22 protein-coding genes are annotated in these 22,176 nt (G+C 60.3%); 16 read left to right on the top strand and 6 right to left on the bottom strand.

From position 1 onward, the window contains the following. Positions 1 to 10 precede the first annotated feature (10 nt). From EJ576_RS16445 to EJ576_RS16435, 3 genes are all read right to left on the bottom strand, one after another. On the bottom strand, positions 11 to 769 hold the full coding sequence (locus EJ576_RS16445; protein ID WP_016977704.1) for a GntR family transcriptional regulator: 759 nt from the start codon (positions 767 to 769) through the stop codon (positions 11 to 13). 263 nt (positions 770 to 1,032) lie between these two features. Then, positions 1,033 to 1,536 (bottom strand): murein L,D-transpeptidase family protein, encoded by a 504-nt coding sequence (locus EJ576_RS16440; RefSeq protein WP_028617820.1) that lies wholly within the window; start codon positions 1,534 to 1,536, stop codon positions 1,033 to 1,035. A 20-nt stretch (positions 1,537 to 1,556) separates the two neighbouring features. Then, positions 1,557 to 2,105, bottom strand: coding sequence for an NUDIX hydrolase (locus EJ576_RS16435; RefSeq protein ID WP_126570704.1), 549 nt, complete (start codon positions 2,103 to 2,105; stop codon positions 1,557 to 1,559). Positions 2,106 to 2,254: 149 nt separating this feature from the next. Here EJ576_RS16435 and EJ576_RS16430 point away from each other — a divergent pair, with 149 nt between their 5' ends. From EJ576_RS16430 to purT, 5 genes are all read left to right on the top strand, one after another. Beyond that, positions 2,255 to 2,857: a CoA pyrophosphatase gene (locus EJ576_RS16430; protein ID WP_016971944.1), complete on the top strand. Its 603-nt coding sequence runs from the start codon at positions 2,255 to 2,257 to the stop codon at positions 2,855 to 2,857. A gap of 36 nt (positions 2,858 to 2,893) precedes the next feature. After that, positions 2,894 to 3,418 carry a gamma carbonic anhydrase family protein gene (locus EJ576_RS16425; RefSeq protein ID WP_028617818.1) on the top strand — a complete coding sequence of 175 codons (525 nt, stop codon included), beginning with the start codon at positions 2,894 to 2,896 and terminating at the stop codon, positions 3,416 to 3,418. Then, a complete protein-coding gene (locus EJ576_RS16420; protein ID WP_123478475.1) occupies positions 3,415 to 3,630 on the top strand; it encodes a DUF1289 domain-containing protein in 216 nt (71 codons plus the stop codon). The genes EJ576_RS16425 and EJ576_RS16420 overlap by 4 nt, the downstream gene beginning before the upstream one ends. Positions 3,631 to 3,791: 161 nt before the next feature. After that, complete coding sequence (locus EJ576_RS16415; RefSeq protein WP_010207975.1) at positions 3,792 to 4,259, top strand: VUT family protein; 468 nt, start codon at positions 3,792 to 3,794, stop codon at positions 4,257 to 4,259. Between the two features lie 69 nt (positions 4,260 to 4,328). Beyond that, complete coding sequence (gene purT, locus EJ576_RS16410) at positions 4,329 to 5,510, top strand: formate-dependent phosphoribosylglycinamide formyltransferase (protein WP_017139720.1); 1,182 nt, start codon at positions 4,329 to 4,331, stop codon at positions 5,508 to 5,510. Between the two features lie 108 nt (positions 5,511 to 5,618). Here purT and EJ576_RS16405 read toward each other — a convergent pair whose 3' ends face one another. The 3 genes from EJ576_RS16405 to EJ576_RS16395 form a co-directional block, all read right to left on the bottom strand. Further along, complete coding sequence (locus EJ576_RS16405; protein ID WP_061433966.1) at positions 5,619 to 6,932, bottom strand: MFS transporter; 1,314 nt, start codon at positions 6,930 to 6,932, stop codon at positions 5,619 to 5,621. A 356-nt stretch (positions 6,933 to 7,288) separates the two neighbouring features. Beyond that, positions 7,289 to 8,527 carry a transporter associated domain-containing protein gene (locus EJ576_RS16400; protein WP_122728668.1) on the bottom strand — a complete coding sequence of 413 codons (1,239 nt, stop codon included), beginning with the start codon at positions 8,525 to 8,527 and terminating at the stop codon, positions 7,289 to 7,291. A gap of 12 nt (positions 8,528 to 8,539) precedes the next feature. Then, positions 8,540 to 9,352: an inner membrane protein YpjD gene (locus EJ576_RS16395; protein WP_016977712.1), complete on the bottom strand. Its 813-nt coding sequence runs from the start codon at positions 9,350 to 9,352 to the stop codon at positions 8,540 to 8,542. A 220-nt stretch (positions 9,353 to 9,572) separates the two neighbouring features. Here EJ576_RS16395 and ffh point away from each other — a divergent pair, with 220 nt between their 5' ends. The 11 genes from ffh to EJ576_RS16340 all read left to right on the top strand — a co-directional run bounded on the left by ffh (position 9,573) and on the right by EJ576_RS16340 (position 22,166). Then, on the top strand, positions 9,573 to 10,949 hold the full coding sequence (ffh, locus tag EJ576_RS16390; protein ID WP_003193965.1) for a signal recognition particle protein: 1,377 nt from the start codon (positions 9,573 to 9,575) through the stop codon (positions 10,947 to 10,949). 250 nt (positions 10,950 to 11,199) lie between these two features. After that, complete coding sequence (gene rpsP / locus EJ576_RS16385; protein WP_003175899.1) at positions 11,200 to 11,451, top strand: 30S ribosomal protein S16; 252 nt, start codon at positions 11,200 to 11,202, stop codon at positions 11,449 to 11,451. A 5-nt stretch (positions 11,452 to 11,456) separates the two neighbouring features. Then, positions 11,457 to 11,993 carry a ribosome maturation factor RimM gene (rimM, locus tag EJ576_RS16380; protein ID WP_028617814.1) on the top strand — a complete coding sequence of 179 codons (537 nt, stop codon included), beginning with the start codon at positions 11,457 to 11,459 and terminating at the stop codon, positions 11,991 to 11,993. Next, complete coding sequence (trmD, locus tag EJ576_RS16375; protein WP_016977714.1) at positions 11,975 to 12,748, top strand: tRNA (guanosine(37)-N1)-methyltransferase TrmD; 774 nt, start codon at positions 11,975 to 11,977, stop codon at positions 12,746 to 12,748. Before rimM ends, trmD begins: the two co-directional genes overlap by 19 nt. Positions 12,749 to 12,793: 45 nt before the next feature. Next, positions 12,794 to 13,144: a 50S ribosomal protein L19 gene (rplS, locus tag EJ576_RS16370; protein ID WP_003175895.1), complete on the top strand. Its 351-nt coding sequence runs from the start codon at positions 12,794 to 12,796 to the stop codon at positions 13,142 to 13,144. Between the two features lie 82 nt (positions 13,145 to 13,226). Beyond that, positions 13,227 to 13,640 carry an acyl-CoA thioesterase gene (locus EJ576_RS16365; RefSeq protein WP_003193963.1) on the top strand — a complete coding sequence of 138 codons (414 nt, stop codon included), beginning with the start codon at positions 13,227 to 13,229 and terminating at the stop codon, positions 13,638 to 13,640. A gap of 152 nt (positions 13,641 to 13,792) precedes the next feature. Further along, entirely contained in the window at positions 13,793 to 14,689 is an 897-nt protein-coding gene (gene xerD, locus EJ576_RS16360; protein WP_122728666.1) for a site-specific tyrosine recombinase XerD, read from the top strand. Positions 14,690 to 14,831: 142 nt separating this feature from the next. Continuing rightward, a complete protein-coding gene (locus EJ576_RS16355; protein WP_010207987.1) occupies positions 14,832 to 15,563 on the top strand; it encodes a thioredoxin fold domain-containing protein in 732 nt (243 codons plus the stop codon). Between the two features lie 129 nt (positions 15,564 to 15,692). Beyond that, positions 15,693 to 16,997: a homoserine dehydrogenase gene (locus EJ576_RS16350; RefSeq protein WP_010207988.1), complete on the top strand. Its 1,305-nt coding sequence runs from the start codon at positions 15,693 to 15,695 to the stop codon at positions 16,995 to 16,997. 67 nt (positions 16,998 to 17,064) lie between these two features. Next, positions 17,065 to 18,474, top strand: a complete 1,410-nt coding sequence (thrC, locus tag EJ576_RS16345) for a threonine synthase (protein ID WP_028617811.1) — start codon at positions 17,065 to 17,067, stop codon at positions 18,472 to 18,474. Between the two features lie 134 nt (positions 18,475 to 18,608). Further along, positions 18,609 to 22,166, top strand: a complete 3,558-nt coding sequence (locus EJ576_RS16340) for a transporter substrate-binding domain-containing protein (RefSeq protein WP_256656614.1) — start codon at positions 18,609 to 18,611, stop codon at positions 22,164 to 22,166. The last annotated feature ends 10 nt before the right edge of the window (positions 22,167 to 22,176 follow it).

Below are 22,176 nucleotides of genomic sequence, written 5' to 3'. Positions count from 1 at the left end.
GGGCAGTTCTCTAAATTCGCAGTTCAGCGGAATAGTCGTGGCGACGCAGTTCTGCGACGAAGTCGTAGTAGTCGTTGCGGCAGTAGGTGTCGGTGATTTCGATCGGCGTGTTATCGGCGGTGTAGCCGACCCGGGTCATCAGCAGCATGGCGGTGCCGGGGGCGATGCCGACCAGCTTGGCGAACTCGTCCGAGGCGTTGATCGCCTGGATATGCTGCAGGGCGCGCACCACCGGTTTGCCGATGCCTTCCAGGTACTCGTACAACGAGTGGCCGATGGCTTGTGGCTGTGGCAGCACCGAGGCGGGCATGGTGGTCATTTCAATTGCCATCACCGTGTCATCCGCCTTACGCAAGCGCTTGAGGCGAGCCACTTTGTCGGCGGGCGACAGGCCCAGGCGGATCATCTCTTCGTGGGTCGGCTGGGTCAGTTCACGCTCCAGCCATTGGGAGCTGGGCACAAAACCCTTGAGCCGCAGCATTTCGCTGAACCCCGACAGGCGCGACAGCGGCTGTTCCAAACGTGGCGAAATATAGGTGCCGGAACCTTGGTTGCGGCGGATCAGCCCTTGGGCAAACAACACTTCCAACGCCTTGCGTGCGGTGACGCGCGAAATGCTCAATTGCTCGCTGAGTACGCGTTCTGACGGCAGCGCCTGCTCGGACGTCCACTGGCCAGCATGGATCGCCGCTTCCAGTTTGCGCGCCAATTGCAGGTACAGCGGCGTGGATTGTTTGTCGTCGGGGCGCAGGGCCAGGATGGGATTCATCGTTAAGGTTTCCGATGCGGTTATTGGAGTGTTGTCGCCCGGTATGGGCCGGAAATTAATACCACTTAAATACCATGTCAATGCAGTCAAAATGGTGCAGGCATTGGTTTTAGGGCCCCGTAATGGGGCCTGGTATCAAGTGGTATTAGAGAGGTCTTTATCACGCGCAGAACTGCGCAGCCCGCGGGGGTGAACTGGTATTCACCGGCGGGCGCGGGGCAGGGCAGGAATTTTTTTCGAATTATTTTACGAACGGTACGAGATTACGGACGAATCTCGATGAGGGTACCGTCTTTGACCAGGTTCCACACTTCGCGCATGTCCACGTTGCGCATGCCGATGCAGCCGTCGGTCCAGTCCAGGGTGTGGAACCACTGTTCCGGGTAATCCTCGGTGTCGGGGGTGCCGTGGATCATGATCATGCTGCCGGGCTTCACGCCTTCGCGGCGGGCGCGGGCGGCGTCGCTGATGTTCGGGTAGGAGATGTGCATGGCCAGGTTGAAGCGGTCACTGGTCTTGCGCCAGTCGATCCAGTACAGGCCCTCTGGCGTGCGGCGGTCGCCCTCGATCAGCTTGTGGCCCTTGGGGTTCTTGCCCAGGGAAATGCGGTAGGTCTTGAACGGTTTGCCGTCGTTGATCAACTGCAACTGATGGGCGGACTTGAGCACCAGGACTTTTTCGACAGGCTTGCCGCCCAGGGTTTGCACCGTAGAGGCTGGTGACAGCGTGGTGAACGACAGGCAGAGCAGGGCAAGCACCCAACGCATCAAATACGGTATCCCCAGTGTCATGGCGCGGGCTTTCCCATCGGCGGCACGGCTTCGCTGCGCACCGGGAACGACTGTTGCCTGCGGTCAGCGAAAAAGTATTCCAGGGTACGCCCGACCGTGCGGAAAGCCAGCTCGGACCACGGGATGTCAACTTCGTCGAACAGCTGCACTTCCAGGCTTTCGGGGCCGGCGGCGAAGTCCAGGTCGAGCAGGTCGGCGCGGTAGAAAATATGCACCTGGTTGATGTGTGGCACGTCGATCAGCGTATAGATGTTCAGGTTGTGCACGCGGGCGCAGGCTTCTTCCAGGGTTTCGCGCATGGCGGCCTGTTCCACGGTCTCGCCGTTTTCCATGAAGCCGGCGGGCAGGGTCCAGTAACCCAGGCGCGGTTCGATGGCGCGGCGGCACAGCAGCACTTTATCGCCCCACACGGGTACGGTGCCGGCGACGATGTTGGGGTTCTGGTAGTGGATGGTCGAGCAGTTATCACACACAAAGCGCAGGCGGCCGTCGCCTTCGGGGATGCGTTGGGTGACCGGTTTACCGCACTGGCTGCAGAAATTCATGCTGGGGTTCCTGGAAAGTGCGTCTATCTTGGCGTGACGGGCAGGGCGCTGCAACAAGTTGTCGTTTAGCGACACGGCGCGGGTTTTGGGGTTGGGCACCCGCGAGCTTTGGTGCATGATGCAAGGTAGCCAACAGACCGAGATGACTCATGCTGGACGAGCTACTTCGCCGGGTAAGCAATCACACCCCCCACACGCTTGAAACCGACGGGCGTTTCCCCGAGGCCGCGGTGCTGGTGCCGATTACCCGCAGTGACGAACCTGAGCTGATCCTGACCCTTCGCGCCAGTGGCCTGTCGACCCATGGTGGCGAAGTGGCCTTTCCCGGCGGGCGCCGTGATCCGGAAGACCCGGACCTGATCTTCACCGCGCTACGTGAAGCGGAAGAAGAGATCGGCCTGCCACCCGGCCTGGTGGAAGTCATCGGCCCGCTGAGCCCATTGATCTCCCTGCATGGCATTCGGGTCACGCCGTATGTCGGCGTCATCCCCGATTACGTCGAATACCTGGCCAACGATGCCGAAATTGCCGCCGTCTTCAGCGTGCCTTTGGACTTCTTCCGACAGGACCCGCGCGAACATACCCACCGGATCGATTACCAGGGCCGTAGTTGGTACGTGCCCAGCTATCGATTCGGTGAATACAAGATCTGGGGGCTGACGGCGATCATGATTGTCGAGTTGATCAACCTGCTCTATGACGATGCCAAGATCAGCCTGCACCAACCACCCAAGAGTTTCATCAACATCTAAGCCATCGCTTGAATGGCAACGCCGTGAGGAAACACCATGAAATACCGCCTGGGCGACGCCCGCGTCGAGACGCATCCACACAGCTGGGTGGCGCCGAATGCCACGCTGGTGGGCAAGGTCAAGCTGGAGGAGGGCGCCAATGTCTGGTTCAACGCGGTGTTGCGTGGCGACAACGAACTGATCCTGATCGGCAAGAACAGCAACGTGCAGGACGGTAGCGTAATGCACACCGACATGGGCTACCCGCTGACCCTGGGCACCGGCGTGACCATTGGCCATAACGCGATGTTGCACGGTTGCACGGTGGATGATTACAGCCTGATCGGCATCAACGCGGTGATCCTCAATGGCGCCAAGATCGGCAAGCATTGCATCATCGGCGCCAACTCGCTGATCGGCGAAGGCAAGGAAATTCCCGATGGTTCGCTGGTGATGGGCTCGCCGGGCAAGGTGGTGCGGGAGTTGACCGACGCGCAGAAACGCATGCTTGAAGCCAGCGCTGCGCACTATGTGCACAACTCGCAGCGTTATGCGCGTGACTTGGTTGAGCAGGAAGAATGAACCCGATTGAGCGCCCCGTTGCGTCGCCGTGCGTGAGCATTTGCGCATTGGATGACGACGATATTTGTACTGGCTGCCAGCGCACGGTGGATGAGATCACGCGTTGGAGCCGCATGGATAACGCCGAGCGCCTGGTGGTGTTGGGCTTGTGTCATGAGCGGGCGGTGGCGAGTGGGATGGTGTTTATGGTTTCCGGGAAATCTGGCGGCTGAACCACCGCTATCGCAGGCAAGCCAGCTCCCACATTGTTCGACGCCAGCCAAGACAACTCGGTCAATTGTGAGAGCCGGGCTTGCCCGCGATAGGGCCCTCCCAGACGACATATTTCCAAATGTGAAGTACCCTGTGCCCCTTGTTCACAGGTCCATCCCCCATGCTCTTCCTGATCGCCTACATCAGCAGCGTCGTGCTGATCAACTTCGCCTTCTCCACCGCCCCGCACCTGGACGTTATCTGGTCCGCTTGGGGTGGCCTGGTCTTTATCCTGCGCGACATGGTGCAAACCCGCTTCGGCCACGGTGCGATCATCGCCATGCTGGCTGCGCTGGTGCTGTCGTATGTCACGTCCGACCCAGCCATCGCCCTGGCCAGCGCCACGGCGTTCGCGGTGTCCGAGTGCATCGACTGGCTGGTGTTCAGCATCACCAAGCGCCCGTTGCACGACCGCCTGTGGATAAGTTCGGCGCTGAGTATTCCTCTCGATACCTTCATCTTCTTCGGCTTGATCGGCGCGCTCACTCCAGCGGTAGCGGGCACCGCGCTGGTGTCGAAATTCGCCGGGGTCACGGTGGTGTGGTTGATCATGGCCTGGCGCATCCGCAAGCGCGCCGTCGTCAACTGAGGCCAATTGCTGCAGTTCATGTAAAATGCCGGCCTTTCTCCCAATGATCCGCTCCCCTGAGGACCTGAGATGACCCGAATCGGAACTCCATTGTCGCCAACCGCGACCCGCGTTTTGCTGTGTGGCTGCGGTGAGCTGGGCAAGGAAGTGGTAATCGAACTGCAACGCCTGGGCGTTGAAGTGATTGCCGTGGATCGCTACGCCAATGCGCCGGCCATGCAGGTGGCGCACCGTAGCCACGTGATCAACATGCTCGACGGCGCTGCGTTGCGTGCGGTGATCGAGGCCGAGAAGCCGCACTTCATCGTGCCGGAAATCGAAGCCATCGCCACCGCGACCCTGGTAGAACTGGAAGCCGAAGGCTTCACCGTGATCCCGACCGCGCGCGCCACCTCGTTGACCATGAACCGTGAAGGCATCCGCCGCCTGGCCGCTGAAGAGCTGGACCTGCCGACCTCGCCGTACCACTTCGCCGATACCTTCGAAGACTACAGCAAGGCCGTGCAGGACCTGGGCTTCCCCTGCGTGGTCAAGCCGGTGATGAGTTCGTCGGGCAAAGGCCAGAGCCTGCTGCGCAGCGCCGATGACGTGCAGAAAGCCTGGGACTACGCCCAGGAAGGTGGTCGTGCCGGTAAAGGCCGCGTGATCATCGAAGGCTTTATCGACTTCGACTACGAAATCACTCTGTTGACCGTGCGTCACATCGGCGGCACCACGTTCTGTGCGCCGGTTGGTCACCGTCAGGAGAAGGGCGACTACCAGGAATCCTGGCAGCCGCAGGCCATGAGCCCGATTGCCCTGGCAGAGTCCGAGCGTGTTGCCAAAGCGGTGACCGAGGCCCTGGGAGGTCGTGGTCTGTTTGGCGTTGAGTTGTTCATCAAGGGCGATCAGGTGTGGTTCAGCGAAGTCTCGCCGCGCCCGCATGACACCGGTTTGGTGACCTTGATTTCCCAGGACCTGTCGCAGTTTGCGCTGCATGCGCGCGCAATCCTGGGCTTGCCGATCCCGTTGATCCGTCAGTTCGGGCCTTCGGCCTCGGCGGTGATCCTGGTAGAAGGCCAGTCGACCCAGACTGCGTTCGCCAACCTCGGTGCTGCGCTGAGCGAGCCGGACACGGCGTTGCGTCTGTTTGGCAAGCCGGAAGTGAATGGCCAGCGCCGCATGGGCGTGGCGCTGGCGCGGGATGAGTCGATTGAAGCGGCTCGTGCTAAAGCGACCCGTGCTTCGAAGGCTGTTGTCGTAGAGCTGTAACCCAACCCTTGTAGGAGCGAGCTTGCTCGCGAAGGTATTTCAGGCGCATTGCGGCGTCGGATGTACCTTTTTCGCGAGCAAGCTCGCTCCTACAGGTGATTCGGTCTATCAGGCGACCTTGTTCAAATCATTATCCCGCGTCTCTTTCAGGCACAGCACAGCAATCAAGCTGAGCAACGCTGCCGCCGACACATACCCGCCGACATAACTCAGCCCCCCCATCGCCACCAGCTTGGTCGCGAAAAACGGTGCGGCCGACGCGCCCACAATCCCGCCCAGGTTATACGCCGCCGAAGCACCGGTATAACGCACGCGGGTCGGGAACAGTTCCGGCAGCATGGCGCCCATCGGTGCGAAGGTCACGCCCATCAGGAACAGCTCCAAGGCCAGGAACAGCGCTACGGCCCAGGTCGAACCGTGAGTCAGCAGCGGCTCCATGGTGAAGCCCGACAGGATCGCCAGGATCGCGCCGACAATCAGCACCGGCTTGCGTCCGTAGCGATCACTGGCCAGCGCCGCCAATGGCGTCGCCAGCCCCATGAACAGCACCGCAAAGCACAGCAGACCGAGGAAGGTCTCGCGGCTGTAGCCCAGGGTTGAAACGCCATAACTCAGGGAAAACGCGGTGGTGATATAAAACAGCGCGTAACACACCACCATCGACGCAGCGCCCAGCAACACCGGCAGCCAATGCTGGCTGAACAATTCCACCAGTGGCACCTTGACCGGCGCTTCCTTGGCGACGGCGTTGGCGAACACCGGCGTTTCGTGCAGCTTCAGTCGCGCGTACAGGCCAACCATCACCAGCGCAGCGCTGAGGATGAACGGGATGCGCCAGCCCCAGCTGCGGAACTGCTCGTCGTTCAGGCTCATGGCCAGGATCAGGAACAAGCCGTTGGCGGCCAGGAAGCCGATCGAAGGACCCAGTTGCGGGAACATGCCGAACCAGGCGCGTTTGCCCTTGGGCGCGTTCTCGGTGGCCAGCAGCGCCGCGCCGCCCCACTCACCGCCCAAGCCGAGGCCTTGGCCGAACCGCAGCACACACAACAGGATCGGCGCCCAGGCCCCGATGCTGTCATAGCCGGGCAGCAGGCCAATCAGCGTGGTACATACGCCCATCAGCAGCAGTGATGCCACCAGTGTGGATTTACGCCCGATGCGGTCGCCGAAGTGGCCAAACAGCGCCGAGCCCAGCGGGCGGGCGATGAAGGCGATACCGAAGGTCAGGAATGACGCCAGCATCTGTGCGGTGCCGGAGGTCTGCGGGAAGAACACCGGGCCGATCACCAGCGCAGCGGCCGTGGCGTAGATATAGAAGTCGTAGAACTCGATGGCGGTGCCGACGATGCTCGCCGTGGCGACCCGTGCAGTCGAGTTGGTCGGGGCGGCGGCGGGCGCGGCCTCGTTGTAGGTGGTGCTCATGGTGGTGTCCCTGATGGTCATTGCGCGTTTGGACGCGGATTATTATTGGTCGAACACCCATGGATCAGGGTTGTGCGCGGGCAGGCTCGGGATGGGAGCGAACACCGGTCGGACACGATAAGGCGGTGCCTGGACACGCTGGGTGCGGGTAGCACGCGGTCGGGCGCGGCTCTGGTAAGCCGCACCGATTATAGGAAGGGGTTTGAACATACAACAAGGGGGCTGGTGAGGATCTAAGGTTTGGAACTGGGTCTGTGTGGGAGCTGGCTTGCCTGCGATGCAGGCACCTCGGTCATTCAGTGAAGCCGAGGCGATTTTATCGCAGGCAAGCCAGCTTCCACATGAACCGAGTTGATTCAGGCGGCGACGGGCATTCGGCTGGTGTGCCAGATCAGTACCTTGCTCACCCGGTTGTCCTCGGTCTCGAGGATTTCCAGGCGGTAGCGCCCGATTTTCAGGCACACCGCGCAATCGGGAATGGTCTCCAGCGCTTCGGTGACCAGACCGTTGAGGGTCTTGGGGCCGTCGCTGGGCAGGTGCCAGTTCAGGCTCTTGTTGAGTTCGCGGATCGATGCAGCGCCATCGATGATGTAGCGGCCGTCTGGCTGAGGCTCGATATGCGGGTTGTCGGCACTCTGCTCGCTTTCGAATTCGCCGACGATTTCTTCGAGAATGTCTTCCAGGGTCACGATACCCAGCACTTCGCCGTATTCATCCACCACCATGCCCAGGCGGCGCTGCTGCTTGTGGAAGTTCAGCAGTTGCAGTTGCAGGGGCGTGCTTTCGGGGACGAAGTAGGGTTCGTGGCAGGCGGCGAGCAAGGCCTCCTTGGTCAGGCTGGCGTCGGGCAGCAGGTGCTGGATCTGCCGGGTGTTGAGCACCGCCTGGACCTGGTTGATGTCGCTGTGGAACACCGGCAGGCGCGTACGCTGTGAGGTGCGCAGTTGCTCGATGATCTCTTCGATCGAGTCGTCCAGGTTGATGCCGTCCACTTCACTGCGCGGCACCAGGATGTCGTTGACAGTGATGTTGTCCAGGGCGTGGATGCCGGGCATGCCAGGGGTGTGGCCTTCGTCGGATTCGGCTTCCCGCTCGTCGTCATGGTCGGGCAGCGGTTCGTCGCTCTGTTTCACCACGCCGGATTTGCGTGCGAACGGGCGCAGCAGCAACAGGCTGATGCCATTGAGCAGCCAGGCCAGCGGGTAGAGGATTTTCAGCGGCACACCCAACAGCGTATTGCCAAAGCCCAGCACGGCCTGCGGATGGCGGACGGCGAGGGCGCGGGGCAGGTAATCGGCCAGAACCAGCAGGATCGCGCAGGAGATCATCCAACCCAGCCAGGGCCCGTTCTGCGCCCAGGCATAGATGGCCAGCAGCGTGCAGAGGATCACCACGGCGGCGCGACACAGGCTGTTGCACAGGATCAGGCTGTTACGCGGGAAGCTCAGGCGGGCGGCGGCCTTGTCGCCCTGGCGTGTGCCGGGGCGCAGGGCCAGCAGGTGTTGTTGCGCGGCTTCGATGGCGGTGAACAGTGCGGCCCATAAGACCAGCAGGGCGATTACCGCGAGCATCGGCTCTAGGGGCAAGTTGTCCATGATCGCTGCCCGTCAGATATGCAGGATGTATTCGCGGACCAGCTTGCTGCCGAAATAGGCCAGCATCAGCAGGCAGAAACCGGCCAGGGTCCAGCGGATCGCCTTGTGGCCGCGCCAGCCGAGGCGGTTGCGGCCCCACAGCAACACGCTGAACACCACCCAGGCCAGGCACGCTAGCAGGGTCTTGTGCACCAGGTGCTGGGCGAACAGGTTTTCGACGAACAGCCAGCCGGAGATCAGCGACAGCGAGAGCAGCGTCCAGCCGGCCCACAGGAAGCCGAACAGCAGGCTTTCCATGGTTTGCAGCGGCGGGAAGTTCTTGATCAGCCCCGAGGGGTGCTTGTGCTTGAGCTGGTGGTCCTGCAGCAGCAGGAGCAGGGCCTGGAACACCGCGATGGTGAACATGCCGTAAGCGAGGATCGACAGCAGGATGTGCGCGAGGATGCCCGGTTCTTCATCAATCACCTGCACCGTGCCGGTCGGGGCGAATTGCGCCATCAGCACCGTCAGCATGCCCAAGGGGAATAGCAGCACCAGCAGGTTCTCGACGGGAATCCGGTAGCACGCCAGCAGGGTCAATGCGATGACGGCAGCCGCGATCAGGCTGGCGGCGCTGAAAAAATCCAGGCCCAGGCCGACGGGCGTCATCAAATGGGTAAACAGGCTGGCAGCATGGGCCAGCAGGGCGAGGACGCCAAGGCCGACGAGCAGGCGTTTGTCCGCCTTGGCGCCTTGGGCCAGACGAGTGCCCTGGTAGAGAGTCGCAGCGGCATACAAAATGGCGGCGGCGAGGCTGGGTAGCAAACTGGGTGACAAAGGGAGCATAAATCCTGTTAGGCAAGCCCGAAAGGCGCTGAGTTTGGCATACCCCCGCGTAACACGAAAGACTCTCAAGCCAGACAGCGGGTGTGCATGGCGGCAGTCTTCGCTATAATCCGCGACCTGCCCACGCCGCAGGCTCGCCGAGCGCTGTTTTTAATAGCGATTTACCACAGCCTGGGCCGCCATTACCTCGGTCTATGAATAGGGCCTGAAAGGATCGCGCATGTTTGAAAATCTGACTGACCGTCTCTCGCAGACGCTGCGCCATGTCACCGGCAAGGCCAAGCTGACCGAGGACAATATTAAAGACACCCTGCGTGAAGTGCGCATGGCGTTGCTGGAAGCCGACGTGGCTTTGCCGGTGGTTAAGGACTTCGTCAACTCGGTCAAAGAGCGCGCGGTAGGCACCGAAGTGTCTCGCAGCCTCACGCCGGGCCAGGCCTTTGTGAAGATCGTCCAGGCCGAGCTCGAAAGCCTGATGGGCGCGGCCAATGAAGACTTGAACCTCAGCGCCGTGCCGCCGGCCGTCGTATTGATGGCCGGTCTGCAAGGTGCGGGTAAGACCACCACCGCCGGCAAGCTGGCGCGCTTCCTTAAAGAGCGCAAGAAGAAGTCCGTGATGGTGGTGTCGGCCGACGTGTACCGTCCGGCGGCCATCAAGCAGTTGGAAATGCTCGCTGGCGAAGTAGGCGTGACCTTCTTCCCGTCCGACCTGAGCCAGAAGCCGGTCGACATCGCCAACGCGGCTATTAAAGAAGCCAAGCTGAAGTTCATCGACGTGGTCATCGTCGATACCGCCGGTCGCCTGCACATCGACGAAGAGATGATGGGCGAGATCAAGGCGCTGCATGCCGCGATCAACCCGGTCGAGACGCTGTTCGTGGTCGACGCCATGACCGGCCAGGATGCGGCCAATACCGCCAAGGCCTTTGGTGACGCACTGCCGCTGACCGGCGTGATCCTGACCAAGGTCGACGGTGACGCCCGCGGCGGTGCCGCGCTGTCGGTACGTGCCATCACCGGCAAGCCGATCAAGTTCATCGGTATGGGCGAGAAGAGCGAAGCGCTCGAGCCGTTCCACCCAGAGCGTATTGCCTCGCGCATCCTCGGCATGGGCGACGTGCTCAGCCTGATCGAGCAGGCCGAAGCCACGCTCGACAAGGACAAGGCCGACAAACTGGCCAAAAAGCTGAAGAAGGGCAAGGGCTTCGACCTCGAAGACTTCCGCGACCAGCTGCAACAAATGAAGAACATGGGCGGCCTTGGCGGCCTGATGGACAAGCTGCCGAACATCGGCGGTGTGAACCTGGCGCAGATGGGCAATGCCCAGGGCGCGGCAGAGAAGCAGTTCAAGCAGATGGAAGCCATCATCAACTCCATGACCCCGGCCGAGCGCCGCGACCCCGAGCTGATCAGCGGTTCGCGCAAGCGCCGGATCGCCATGGGTTCCGGCACCCAGGTGCAGGACATCGGTCGCTTGATCAAGCAACACAAGCAGATGCAGAAGATGATGAAGAAATTCTCCGCCAAGGGCGGAATGGCCAAGATGATGCGCGGCATGGGCGGTATGTTGCCCGGCGGCGGGATGCCAAAGATGTAAAGAATTCGAGCAGAAGTTCGCTTCTGCTCCGACCCACAGGGATGTGGGATCTCCAGCAAACCCGCCGTTGGCGGGGGCTGACCGGCCGTTTTAACCGACGGCTCTATAGCAGATCTGAGTGGCACGCTGATAGGCGCCAGAAAAAGACATTTGCAAAAGTCCGGATATTCCTTAGAATATGCGGCCTTTCGGGCACCTATGCCCGCTGTGCATTTAGATTTGCAGCACCGACTACAGGAACGATGTTCACATGCTAACAATCCGTCTTGCCCTTGGCGGCTCCAAAAAGCGCCCGTTTTACCACTTGACCGTAACCGACAGCCGCAACCCGCGTGACGGTTCGCACAAGGAACAGGTTGGTTTCTTCAACCCTGTTGCTCGTGGTCAAGAAGTTCGTCTGTCCGTGAACCAAGAGCGCGTAGCCTACTGGCTGAGCGTGGGTGCACAGCCATCCGAGCGCGTTGCAAAACTGTTGAAGGACTCGGCTAAGGCCGCAGCCTGAGCAATATGAACGCGACGCCAGCTGTTGCTGATGATTTGATCGTTATCGGCAAGATTTACTCTGTTCATGGCGTTCGCGGCGAAGTGAAGGTGTATTCCTTTACTGATCCGACTGAAAACCTGTTGCAGTACAAGACCTGGACGCTCAAGCGCGAAGGTAGTGTGAAGCAGGTTGAGCTGGTCAGTGGACGCGGGAGCGATAAGTTCCTGGTCGCAAAGCTCAAGGGTCTTGATGACCGTGAAGAAGCTCGTCTTCTGGCCGGTTATGAGATCTGCGTGCCGCGAGACCTGTTCCCTGAATTGACCGACGGCGAGTACTACTGGTACCAGCTGGAAGGTCTGAAGGTTATTGATCAACTCGGGCAATTGTTCGGGAAAATCGATCATCTTCTGGAAACCGGCGCCAATGATGTAATGGTGGTCAAGCCTTGCGCTGGCAGCCTGGATGATCGCGAACGCCTGTTGCCCTATACCGAGCAATGCGTGTTGGCCGTCGACCTGGCAGCGGGCGAGATGAAGGTGGAATGGGACGCGGACTTCTAAGCGTGGCTAATTTGCGCATTGAAGTGATCAGTTTGTTTCCCGAGATGTTTTCCGCCATCAGCGAGTACGGCATCACCAGTCGGGCGGTGAAACAGGGGCTGTTGCAGCTCACCTGTTGGAACCCGCGAGACTACACGACGGATCGACATCACACTGTAGACGATCGCCCATTTGGCGGTGGTCCGGGCATGGTGATGAAGATCAAGCCCCTGGAAGACGCGTTGGTTCAGGCCAAGGCTGCCGCCGGGGAGAAGGCGAAGGTAATTTACCTGTCCCCTCAAGGCCGCCAGCTGAAACAGGCTGGGGTCCGCGAACTGGCGAATGAGGAAGCACTGATCCTGATTGCCGGTCGCTATGAAGGCATTGACGAGCGTTTTATTGAAGCTCATGTCGATGAAGAGTGGTCGATTGGGGACTATGTCCTGTCTGGCGGCGAGCTGCCGGCGATGGTCCTGATAGATGCGGTTACACGACTGCTGCCTGGAGCTTTAGGGCATGCGGACTCCGCGGAGGAAGATTCCTTCACGGATGGTTTGCTGGATTGCCCGCACTACACCCGACCGGAGGTGTATGCGGATCAGCGTGTTCCCGACGTATTGCTAAGTGGCAATCACGCACACATCCGGCGTTGGCGTTTACAGCAGTCCCTTGGTCGGACCTATGAACGACGCGCCGATCTTCTGGAAAGCCGCTCGCTTTCTGGAGAAGAGAAGAAGCTGCTCGAGGAATACATCCTCGCGCGGGACGATAGTTAACAACGTATCGATGGTAGGTCCATTGACTTACCTTAGGAGCACAGCATGACTAACAAAATCATCCTTGCACTCGAAGCAGAGCAGATGACCAAAGAGATCCCTACCTTTGCCCCGGGCGACACTATTGTCGTTCAGGTGAAAGTGAAGGAAGGCGACCGTTCGCGTCTGCAAGCGTTCGAAGGCGTGGTAATCGCCAAGCGTAACCGTGGTGTGAACAGTGCTTTCACTGTTCGTAAAATCTCCAACGGTGTTGGCGTAGAGCGTACTTTCCAGACCTACAGCCCGCAAATCGACAGCATGGCCGTCAAGCGTCGCGGTGACGTACGTAAAGCCAAGCTGTACTACCTGCGTGACCTGTCCGGTAAAGCAGCTCGCATCAAGGAAAAACTGGCTTAAGTCCAGCTTCCCGATGCAGAAAAAAGCAGCCTACGGGCTGCTTTTTTGTGCCTGAAATTTGTCTATTTGCCGGTATTTGTCCATGACCACCCGCCTCGAAGAAATCCAGCGCCGCACCGACCTGTCCGTGACCCACGTGACCAAGGCCGTGTTCCCGCCGACCACCAACCACCACAACACCTTGTTTGGCGGCACCGCTTTAGCCTGGATGGACGAAGTGTCGTTCATCACGGCCACGCGCTTCTGTCGCCTGCCGCTGGTGACGGTCTCCACCGACCGTATCGACTTCAATCATGCGATCCCGGCTGGGTCCATCGTTGAGTTGATCGGCCGCGTGATCAAGGTCGGTAACACCAGCCTCAAGGTTGAAGTGGAAGTGTTCGTCGAGAGCATGAGCGCCGATGGCCGCGAGAAGGCGATCCAGGGCGTGTTCAGCTTTGTGGCGATTGATGCCGATAAGCGTCCGGTGCCTGTGCTGCCTGGGTTTGTAGACTGATCCTGGACCGAGCCGCGGCCATCGCAGGCAAGCCAGCTCCCACATTTGATCGGTGGAGGGTACAAATCAGTGACCCGACACAAAACCCCTGTGGGAGCTGGCTTGCCTGCGATAGGATCTAACAGACATTACAGAAATCCGCCTGAGCCCCCATGCCCGCCATCGACCACCCCCTGATAGACCGTTTCCTTGACGCCCTCTGGCTGGAAAAAGGCCTGTCGGACAACACTCGCCAGGCCTACCGCAGCGACTTGGCCCTATTCAATGGCTGGCTCCAGGAGAAAAAACTCGAACTGATAAATGCGGGTCGTGAGCTGATCCTCGACCATCTGGCCTGGCGCCTGGAGCAGAACTACAAACCGCGCTCCACCGCGCGATTCCTCTCGGGCGTGCGTGGGTTTTATCGCTATCTGCTGCGGGAAAAGCTGATCGCCCTCGATCCCACCCTGCAAGTCGACATGCCACAACTCGGCAGGCCATTGCCCAAATCCCTGTCGGAAGCCGACGTGGAGGCCTTGCTCGCCGCGCCGGATTTAAGTGAGGCCATCGGCCAGCGCGACCGTGCCATGCTGGAGGTGTTGTATGCCTGCGGCCTGCGGGTGACCGAATTGATTAGCCTCACCCTGGAGCAAGTCAACCTGCGTCAGGGCGTGCTGCGGGTGATGGGCAAGGGCAGTAAGGAACGGCTGGTGCCGATGGGCGAAGAGGCGATTGTCTGGGTCGAGCGTTATATGCGTGATGCTCGTAGTGAGCTGCTTGGCGGGCGGCCCAGCGACGTGCTGTTCCCCAGCCTGCGCGGCGAGCAGATGACCCGGCAGACTTTCTGGCATCGTATCAAGCACCAGGCCAAGGTCGCCGGTATCGGCAAGACCTTGTCACCCCACACGTTGCGCCATGCATTTGCCACGCATTTGCTCAACCACGGTGCGGATTTGCGCGTGGTGCAAATGTTGCTCGGCCATAGCGACTTATCCACAACCCAAATCTACACCCACGTCGCGCGTGCACGTTTGCAGGATATGCACGCCAAGCACCACCCGCGAGGCTGAAAACCGCCAATTTATCCCGCCACGGGCTGCCCTGCGGCCCAACTGTGGTAGGCTTTGCCGGTTAGCAAAGGGGACGGCCCATGCCCGAGTTTCCACATCGGTGCTACTGCTCCCGTCCCTGCATCTGCCTTCAGGAGTTCCCATGCGCTTGACCCAGATTATTGCCGCCGCAGCCATTGCGTTGGTTTCCACCTTTGCCTTCGCCGATGACGCTGCCGAGCAGACCATCCGCAAGAGCCTGGCCAACCTGCAACTCGATACCCCGATCGAAAGCATCAGCGCCAGCCCGATGGCCGGCCTGTATGAAGTCAAGCTCAAGGGCAGCCGCGTGCTGTACGCCAGTGCCGACGGCCAGTACATCGTCCAGGGTTACCTGTTCCAGCTGAAGGACGGCAAGCCGGTCAACCTCACCGAGAAAGCCGAGCGCCTGGGCGTGTCCAAGCTGATCAATGGCATTCCGGTAGCAGAAACCGTGGTTTACCCGGCCATCGGCGAGACTAAGACCCATATCACCGTGTTCACCGACACCACCTGCCCGTATTGCCACAAGCTGCACGCCGAAGTGCCGGCGCTGAACAAGCTGGGCGTGGAAGTGCGCTACGTCGCGTTCCCGCGCCAGGGCCTGGGTTCGCCGGGTGACGAGCAGTTGCAAGCTGTGTGGTGCTCGGCCGACAAGAAAGCAGCCATGGACAAGATGGTAGATGGCAAGGAAATCAAGGCGGCCAAATGTGCCAATCCGGTTTCCAAGCAGTTCGCCCTGGGCCAGTCCATCGGCGTGAACGGTACACCGGCCATCGTTTTGGCTGACGGCCAAGTGATTCCGGGCTACCAGCCGGCACCACAAGTTGCCAAACTGGCGCTCAGTGCCAAATAAATCAGTATCGTCGAAATGTCGACGATCAAGGCTCGCTGACACGTCAGCGGGTCGTTAATTGCAAGCCGCAGTCGTGCGGCTGTTTTCCACGGCCGACCTAGCGTCGGCCGTTTCATGGGGAGTTCTTCAGTGAAACCGGTCAAAGTAGGCATCTGTGGGTTAGGGACCGTCGGTGGCGGCACCTTTAACGTACTTCAGCGTAACGCTGAGGAAATTTCCCGCCGCGCAGGTCGCGGGATTGAAGTGGCGCAAATTGCCACGCGTTCGCCAAAGCCTCAGTTCGAAACGACCGGTATTGCGATTACCAACGATGTCTTCGCCGTTGCCACCAACCCTGAAATCGATATCGTCATCGAGCTGGTCGGCGGCTACACCGTGGCCCGTGAGCTGGTGCTCAAGGCCATCGAGAACGGCAAGCACGTGGTTACCGCCAACAAGGCGCTGATCGCCGTGCACGGCAACGAGATCTTCGCCAAGGCGCGTGAGAAGGGCGTGATCGTGGCGTTCGAAGCCGCCGTGGCCGGTGGCATCCCGGTGATCAAGGCGATCCGTGAAGGCCTGTCCGCCAACCGCATCAACTGGGTGGCCGGCATCATCAACGGCACCGGTAACTTCATCCTTACCGAAATGCGCGAGAAGGGCCGCACCTTCGAAGACGTGCTGGCCGAAGCCCAGGCCCTGGGTTACGCCGAAGCCGACCCGACTTTCGACGTGGAAGGTATCGACGCCGCTCACAAGCTGACCATCCTGGCGTCCATCGCCTTTGGTATCCCGCTGCAGTTCGACAAGGCCTACACCGAAGGCATCACCAAGCTGACCACCGCCGACGTGAACTACGCCGAAGCCCTGGGCTACCGCATCAAGCACCTGGGCGTCGCGCGTAGCACACCTGCGGGCATCGAGCTGCGTGTGCACCCGACGCTGATCCCGGCCGACCGCCTGATCGCCAACGTCAATGGCGTGATGAACGCCGTGATGGTCAACGGTGATGCGGCCGGTTCGACCCTGTTCTACGGCGCCGGCGCCGGCATGGAGCCGACCGCTTCGTCGGTGATCGCCGACCTGGTGGACGTGGTCCGCGCCATGACCAGCGACCCGGAAAACCGCGTGCCGCACCTGGCCTTCCAGCCGGATTCGCTGTCGGCGCACCCGATCCTGCCGATCGAAGCCTGCGAAAGCGCCTACTACCTGCGCATCCAGGCCCAGGACCATCCGGGCGTATTGGCCCAGGTCGCCAGCATCCTGTCGGAACGCGGCATCAACATCGAGTCGATCATGCAGAAGGAAGTCGAGGAGCAAAACGGCCAGGTACCGATGATCCTGCTGACTCACCGCGTGCTCGAGCAGCACATCAACGATGCCATCGCTGCCCTGGAAGCCCTGCAAGGCGTGGTCGGCCCGGTGGTGCGGATTCGCGTCGAACACCTGAACTAATGGTTTTGCTGCAAGGGCCCCACAGGTTCGGCGGCCCTTGTTCAAGAATGCTCTAGAGGAGCCAGTCATGCGTTATATCAGTACCCGCGGCCAGGCACCGGCCCTGAATTTCGAAGACGTCCTGCTGGCAGGCCTTGCCACCGACGGCGGCCTGTACGTGCCGGAAAACCTGCCACGTTTTACCCAGGAAGAAATCGCTTCGTGGGCCGGCCTGCCATACCACGAACTGGCGTTCCGCGTGATGCGCCCGTTCGTCACCGGCAGCATTCCGGATGCGGATTTCAAGAAGATCCTGGAAGAAACCTACGGTGTCTTCTCCCACAATGCCATCGCGCCACTGCGCCAGCTGAATGGCAACGAATGGGTACTGGAGCTGTTCCACGGCCCGACCCTGGCATTCAAGGACTTCGCCCTGCAACTGCTGGGTCGCCTGCTCGACTACGTGCTGGAGAAGCGCGGCGAGCGCGTGGTGATCATCGGCGCCACCTCCGGTGATACCGGCTCGGCGGCCATCGAAGGCTGCAAGCATTGCGAAAACGTCGACATCTTCATCCTGCACCCGCACAAGCGCGTGTCGGAAGTGCAGCGTCGCCAGATGACTACCATCTTTGGTGAGAACATCCACAATATCGCCATCGAAGGCAACTTCGATGACTGCCAGGAAATGGTCAAGAACAGCTTCGCTGACCAGAGCTTCCTGAAGGGCACACGCCTGGTAGCGGTGAACTCGATCAACTGGGCGCGGATCATGGCCCAGATCGTTTACTACTTCCACGCTTCCCTGCAGTTGGGCGGCCCGGCGCGTTCGGTGTCGTTCTCGGTGCCGACCGGCAACTTTGGCGATATCTTCGCCGGTTACCTGGCGCGCAACATGGGCCTGCCGATCAACCAATTGATCGTCGCCACCAACCGCAACGACATCCTGCACCGCTTCATGAGCGGCAACCAGTACGTCAAGGAAACCCTGCACGCCACCCTGTCGCCGTCGATGGACATCATGGTCTCGTCGAACTTCGAGCGCCTGTTGTTCGACATGCACGGTCGTAACGGTGCAGCGATTGCCGGCTTGATGGACACCTTCAAGAGTGGCGGCGGTTTCAGCGTGGAAGAAGAGCGCTGGACCGAAACCCGCAAGCTGTTCGATTCCCTGGCCGTGGACGATGCACAGACCTGCGAAACCATCGCTGAAGTCTATGCCCAGACCGGCGAGCTGCTCGACCCGCACACCGCTATCGGTGTGAAGGCCGCCCGCGAATGCCGCCGCAGCCTGGACATTCCAATGGTGATCCTGGGCACCGCCCACCCGGTTAAATTCCCGGAAGCGGTAGAGAAGGCGGGTGTTGGCAAGGCGCTGGAGCTGCCGGTGCACTTGGCAGACCTGTTCGAGCGTGAAGAGCGTTGCACCGTGTTGGCCAATGACCTGAAGGCTGTGCAGGCGTTTGTGAGCCAGCACGGAAATCGTGGCAAGCCGCTCTGATTCAATGGCTTCGCGAGGTTGCTCAAGCCCGTCTTCGTGACGGGCTTTTTCATTGGGGCAGGCCATACTCCAACGGGCAACCGACAACAAAAAACAAGGAAACCAATACGGTGCGTTTATTGAGCCGAAGGTGCATGTGGCTGGTGTATCTGCTCTTGTTCGGTCATCTGTCGACGACCCTGGCAGCCGTTAGCCTGCCTTTCAAACTGGTCCCGGCATTTACGCCTCTGGCACCCTTGCCTTTGACGGCCGCCGAGCAGCAATGGCTGGCGAACCATCGAACGCTGAAGGTCGGTATCTCCATTGATGATTACCAGCCGATTGATATTACCCGCGACCATAATCGCTACCAAGGCATCAGCGCCGACTACCTGAGCCTGATCGGCGCGCGCCTCGATGTGCCCATGCAGGTGATGGGTTTCGCTGAGCGGGCGCAAGCGGTGGAAGCCTTGCGCAGTGGGGCGATTGATATTCTGACCAGCGCCAATGGCTATGAGCGGGATGTGCCTGGGTTGCGGTTTACCCGCGACTACATGCCGGATCGTTCGGTGGTTGTCGTGCGCCGCGACGACGCCACGCAGAACGAGGACCTCGCGGACAAGAAGGTGGTTTTGCTGGAGGGATATGCCAATGTCGGCAATGTGCATCGGGCCTATCCCGCCAGTCACATCATACTGGCTCCGAACCTTTACAGTGGCTTGGAGGCGTTGAATCAAGGGGATGCCGATGCCTTTATCGGCAATGAAGTGATCGTACGTGCCTACAAGTCGCTGCGTCCTTACCTGGGTTTGCAGATAAAAGTGGAAAGCCGGCTGGCGCCGATTGGTTTTGCCTTTGCCTCCCGTGCGGCGGACCCTTTATTGGGCGCCATGCTGGACCGTGCCCTGGCGAGTATCGACGAGTCGATACAACGTGAAATCCTGGCGCGCTGGACCACTGGCCTGGGGGTGGGCATCGCCGCAGACCGCATTGTGTTGTCGGCCCAGGAGCAAGCGTGGCTGTTGCACCATCCTCATGTGGTGGTGGCGTCCCAGCAACAGTCGCCGTACATCTTCAAAGACAAGGACGACCAATGGGTCGGCCTGAACGTCGATCTGCTAAACCGGATTTCACGCATGACGGGGTTGCAGTTCGTGATGGAAGAGGTGTCTTCCACCGCGCAGACCCTGGAGTTATTGGCAGCGGGCAGGGCGGATATGAACACCACGCTGGCCGAGAATCAGGAACGCAGGCAATTCCTGGATTTCAGCCATGGTTTTGGTGGCGCCGGGTGGGTGTTTATCCAGCGCAGCGACACGCCATTACTGGTCAGTTTGAGTGAACTGTCCGGCAAAGTATTGGCGTTGCCGGCACGCCATGTACTGGAAAACTTTATTCGTCGTGAACACCCAGATATCGAAATTCTCTCTGTCGATAACTATACCCAGGCCCGTGATCAAGTGATCCAGGGGCGCGCGGCGGCGACTATCCAGAATGAAGTGGAGGTGCAGAGTTACCCGTCCGACGGCTTGCGTATCGGGCGTAGTGTCGAGGGCAAGTGGTCGTCCAACAGCCTTGTGGTGCGCAAGGATCAGCCTGAGCTGCTGAGTATTGTGAACAAGGCTTTGGAAGCGATGCCGGTGGCAGAGTTGAGCGCGCTGCGCTTGCGCTGGCTGGGCGCGGTGCCCATCCCTACATCGGCATGGCAGCGTGTGCCGCCATGGGCCTATTGGACGGTCGCCATGGCGCTGCTGTGTGTGTTGGTATCGCTGGCCTGGAATAGCCGGCTCAAGCGTCAGATCCAGCAGCGCTTGGTGGCCGAGCAACGACTGAGCGATCAGTTGGCCTTCAAGCGTGCCTTGCTCGACGGCATGCCCAACCCGGTTTTCGTACGTGACCTGGCTGGGCGGTTGGTGACCTGTAACACCAGCTATGAGCAGCAGTTGGCCACCCGGCGCGAGCAGATCCAGGGCCTGACCTTGATGGAGAGTGGCTTGATGCCAGAGGCTACTGCCGCACGCCTGCATGCAGGGCACATGGAGCAGTTGGCAACGCAGCGATCGTTATTTGTTGATCGCCAACTGGAGTTCAACGGCGGCACTTTCCACGTGTATCAATGGACGGTGCCGTTTTTCGACGCGCGCGGCCAATTGCAGGGATTGCTCGGGGGGTGGATCGACATCAATGAGCGCAAAGTCCTGGAGCATCAGTTGATGGACGCACGCCAGGCTGCTGACGAAGCGAATTACGCCAAAAGTGCATTTCTCTCGACGCTGAGCCACGAAATTCGTACACCGATGACCGCCATCATCGGCTTGCTTGAATTGGAACAAGAACGCGCCCTGGCCGAGGGCAAACGCGTTTCCGAAGCGCTACAGGTGGCCCATCGTTCGGCACGAGAATTGATTGAGTTAATGGGCGATAGCCTGGACCTGGCCAAGATCGAAGCAGGCCATTTGCAACTGGCGCCGCAGACCACTGACCTGAAAAGTTTTTTCGAGGGGATCCAGCGCCTGTTCGAAGCCACCGCACGTAAAAAAGGCCTGCATTTGACCCTGGCGTTTGATCCAGCGGCGCAAGGGAATTATTGGTTCGATCCGCTGCGTTTGCGGCAGGTCATGCACAACCTGCTGGGCAATGCGTTGAAGTTTACCGAGCAGGGTGAGGTCCGCCTCAGCGTCGTCACCCTGTGCGATGAGTCAGGCGCTGAATACCTGCATGTGTGTGTTGCAGACAGTGGGCCGGGTATTGGCGTCGAACAACAGGCCCGGGTGTTCAAGCCCTTTGTCCAGGTCAGCCCGCTGACGGCGGCTCAGCATGGCGGGACGGGACTGGGCTTGAGCATTTGTCAGCAACTGGTGGAGTTGATGGGCGGCACGATCTCCCTGAGCAGCGCGGCGGGCGAGGGCACGACGGTGTGCATTGACCTGTATCTGGAACGGGTCAGTGGCGACGACATGCCCGTTGTGCCTGAGGTGACCCTGCCGACTGTCGGTCGCCGTTTGTCGGTGCTGGTTGTGGATGACCTGCCCGCCAATCGTCTGGTGCTGGCTCAGCAGCTTCAGTTCCTCGGTCATCGGGTGGTGGCCCTCGACTCGGCTGAGTTGGCCTTGCAGCATTGGCGAGATGACGCCTTTGACGTGCTGGTGACCGATTGCAACATGCCGGGTATGTCGGGCTACGCCTTGAGCGAAGCGGTCCGCGGGATTGAAGCGCAGGAGCGACGACCGCGCTGTGCGTTGGTGGGTTGTACCGCCAATGCCATGGAGGATGAGCACCAGCGTTGTCTTGAGGTGGGGATGGATGAACTGTTGGTCAAGCCGGTCACCCTTGAACACTGGGCCAGGGTACTCGCCCGCGTGGCGCCGTTGCGCACCTTCAATATCCAAACCTTGCATGCGATGACCCAGGCCGATGGGCCGGTGCTGCAGCGAATGCTGGAGGAGCTGGCGAAGAGTCTTGAACATGAGCACGACGCGATCGAGGCGGCGTTGGCGGAACAGGATTTTCCCCGGGTGAAGGCCTCGCTGCATCGCCTCAAGGGCATTTGCTGCCTGGTGGATGCGCTGCCCCTTGCCAAGGCGTGTGTGGGGCTTGAAAGCTGCCTGCGTGAGCAGCGTATTGAAGAAGTTCAACCCCTTTGGCTTGTGCTGAATGAAGCGCTGGCAGAGTTTAAAGTTGAGCTGGGGGCTCATTTGAATCCGCAAGAATAGGACGTGTCCT

It is taken from the genome of Pseudomonas sp. C 49-2 (assembly GCF_003970195.1).
Lineage (GTDB): Bacteria > Pseudomonadota > Gammaproteobacteria > Pseudomonadales > Pseudomonadaceae > Aquipseudomonas > Aquipseudomonas canadensis.
Note: the sequence above shows the minus strand (reverse complement) of the source record. Positions and strands in the feature narration are given on the sequence as shown.

What these genes read in the sequence shown, in the direction of transcription:
- EJ576_RS16445 (WP_016977704.1), bottom strand. Translation starts at nt 769, where the DNA reads ATGAATCCCATCCTGGCCCTGCGCCCCGACGACAAACAATCCACGCCG.
- EJ576_RS16440 (WP_028617820.1), bottom strand. Translation starts at nt 1,536, where the DNA reads ATGCGTTGGGTGCTTGCCCTGCTCTGCCTGTCGTTCACCACGCTGTCA.
- EJ576_RS16435 (WP_126570704.1), bottom strand. Translation starts at nt 2,105, where the DNA reads ATGAATTTCTGCAGCCAGTGCGGTAAACCGGTCACCCAACGCATCCCC.
- EJ576_RS16430 (WP_016971944.1), top strand. Translation starts at nt 2,255, where the DNA reads ATGCTGGACGAGCTACTTCGCCGGGTAAGCAATCACACCCCCCACACG.
- EJ576_RS16425 (WP_028617818.1), top strand. Translation starts at nt 2,894, where the DNA reads ATGAAATACCGCCTGGGCGACGCCCGCGTCGAGACGCATCCACACAGC.
- EJ576_RS16420 (WP_123478475.1), top strand. Translation starts at nt 3,415, where the DNA reads ATGAACCCGATTGAGCGCCCCGTTGCGTCGCCGTGCGTGAGCATTTGC.
- EJ576_RS16415 (WP_010207975.1), top strand. Translation starts at nt 3,792, where the DNA reads ATGCTCTTCCTGATCGCCTACATCAGCAGCGTCGTGCTGATCAACTTC.
- purT (WP_017139720.1), top strand. Translation starts at nt 4,329, where the DNA reads ATGACCCGAATCGGAACTCCATTGTCGCCAACCGCGACCCGCGTTTTG.
- EJ576_RS16405 (WP_061433966.1), bottom strand. Translation starts at nt 6,932, where the DNA reads ATGAGCACCACCTACAACGAGGCCGCGCCCGCCGCCGCCCCGACCAAC.
- EJ576_RS16400 (WP_122728668.1), bottom strand. Translation starts at nt 8,527, where the DNA reads ATGGACAACTTGCCCCTAGAGCCGATGCTCGCGGTAATCGCCCTGCTG.
- EJ576_RS16395 (WP_016977712.1), bottom strand. Translation starts at nt 9,352, where the DNA reads ATGCTCCCTTTGTCACCCAGTTTGCTACCCAGCCTCGCCGCCGCCATT.
- ffh (WP_003193965.1), top strand. Translation starts at nt 9,573, where the DNA reads ATGTTTGAAAATCTGACTGACCGTCTCTCGCAGACGCTGCGCCATGTC.
- rpsP (WP_003175899.1), top strand. Translation starts at nt 11,200, where the DNA reads ATGCTAACAATCCGTCTTGCCCTTGGCGGCTCCAAAAAGCGCCCGTTT.
- rimM (WP_028617814.1), top strand. Translation starts at nt 11,457, where the DNA reads ATGAACGCGACGCCAGCTGTTGCTGATGATTTGATCGTTATCGGCAAG.
- trmD (WP_016977714.1), top strand. Translation starts at nt 11,975, where the DNA reads ATGGGACGCGGACTTCTAAGCGTGGCTAATTTGCGCATTGAAGTGATC.
- rplS (WP_003175895.1), top strand. Translation starts at nt 12,794, where the DNA reads ATGACTAACAAAATCATCCTTGCACTCGAAGCAGAGCAGATGACCAAA.
- EJ576_RS16365 (WP_003193963.1), top strand. Translation starts at nt 13,227, where the DNA reads ATGACCACCCGCCTCGAAGAAATCCAGCGCCGCACCGACCTGTCCGTG.
- xerD (WP_122728666.1), top strand. Translation starts at nt 13,793, where the DNA reads ATGCCCGCCATCGACCACCCCCTGATAGACCGTTTCCTTGACGCCCTC.
- EJ576_RS16355 (WP_010207987.1), top strand. Translation starts at nt 14,832, where the DNA reads ATGCGCTTGACCCAGATTATTGCCGCCGCAGCCATTGCGTTGGTTTCC.
- thrC (WP_028617811.1), top strand. Translation starts at nt 17,065, where the DNA reads ATGCGTTATATCAGTACCCGCGGCCAGGCACCGGCCCTGAATTTCGAA.
- EJ576_RS16340 (WP_256656614.1), top strand. Translation starts at nt 18,609, where the DNA reads ATGTGGCTGGTGTATCTGCTCTTGTTCGGTCATCTGTCGACGACCCTG.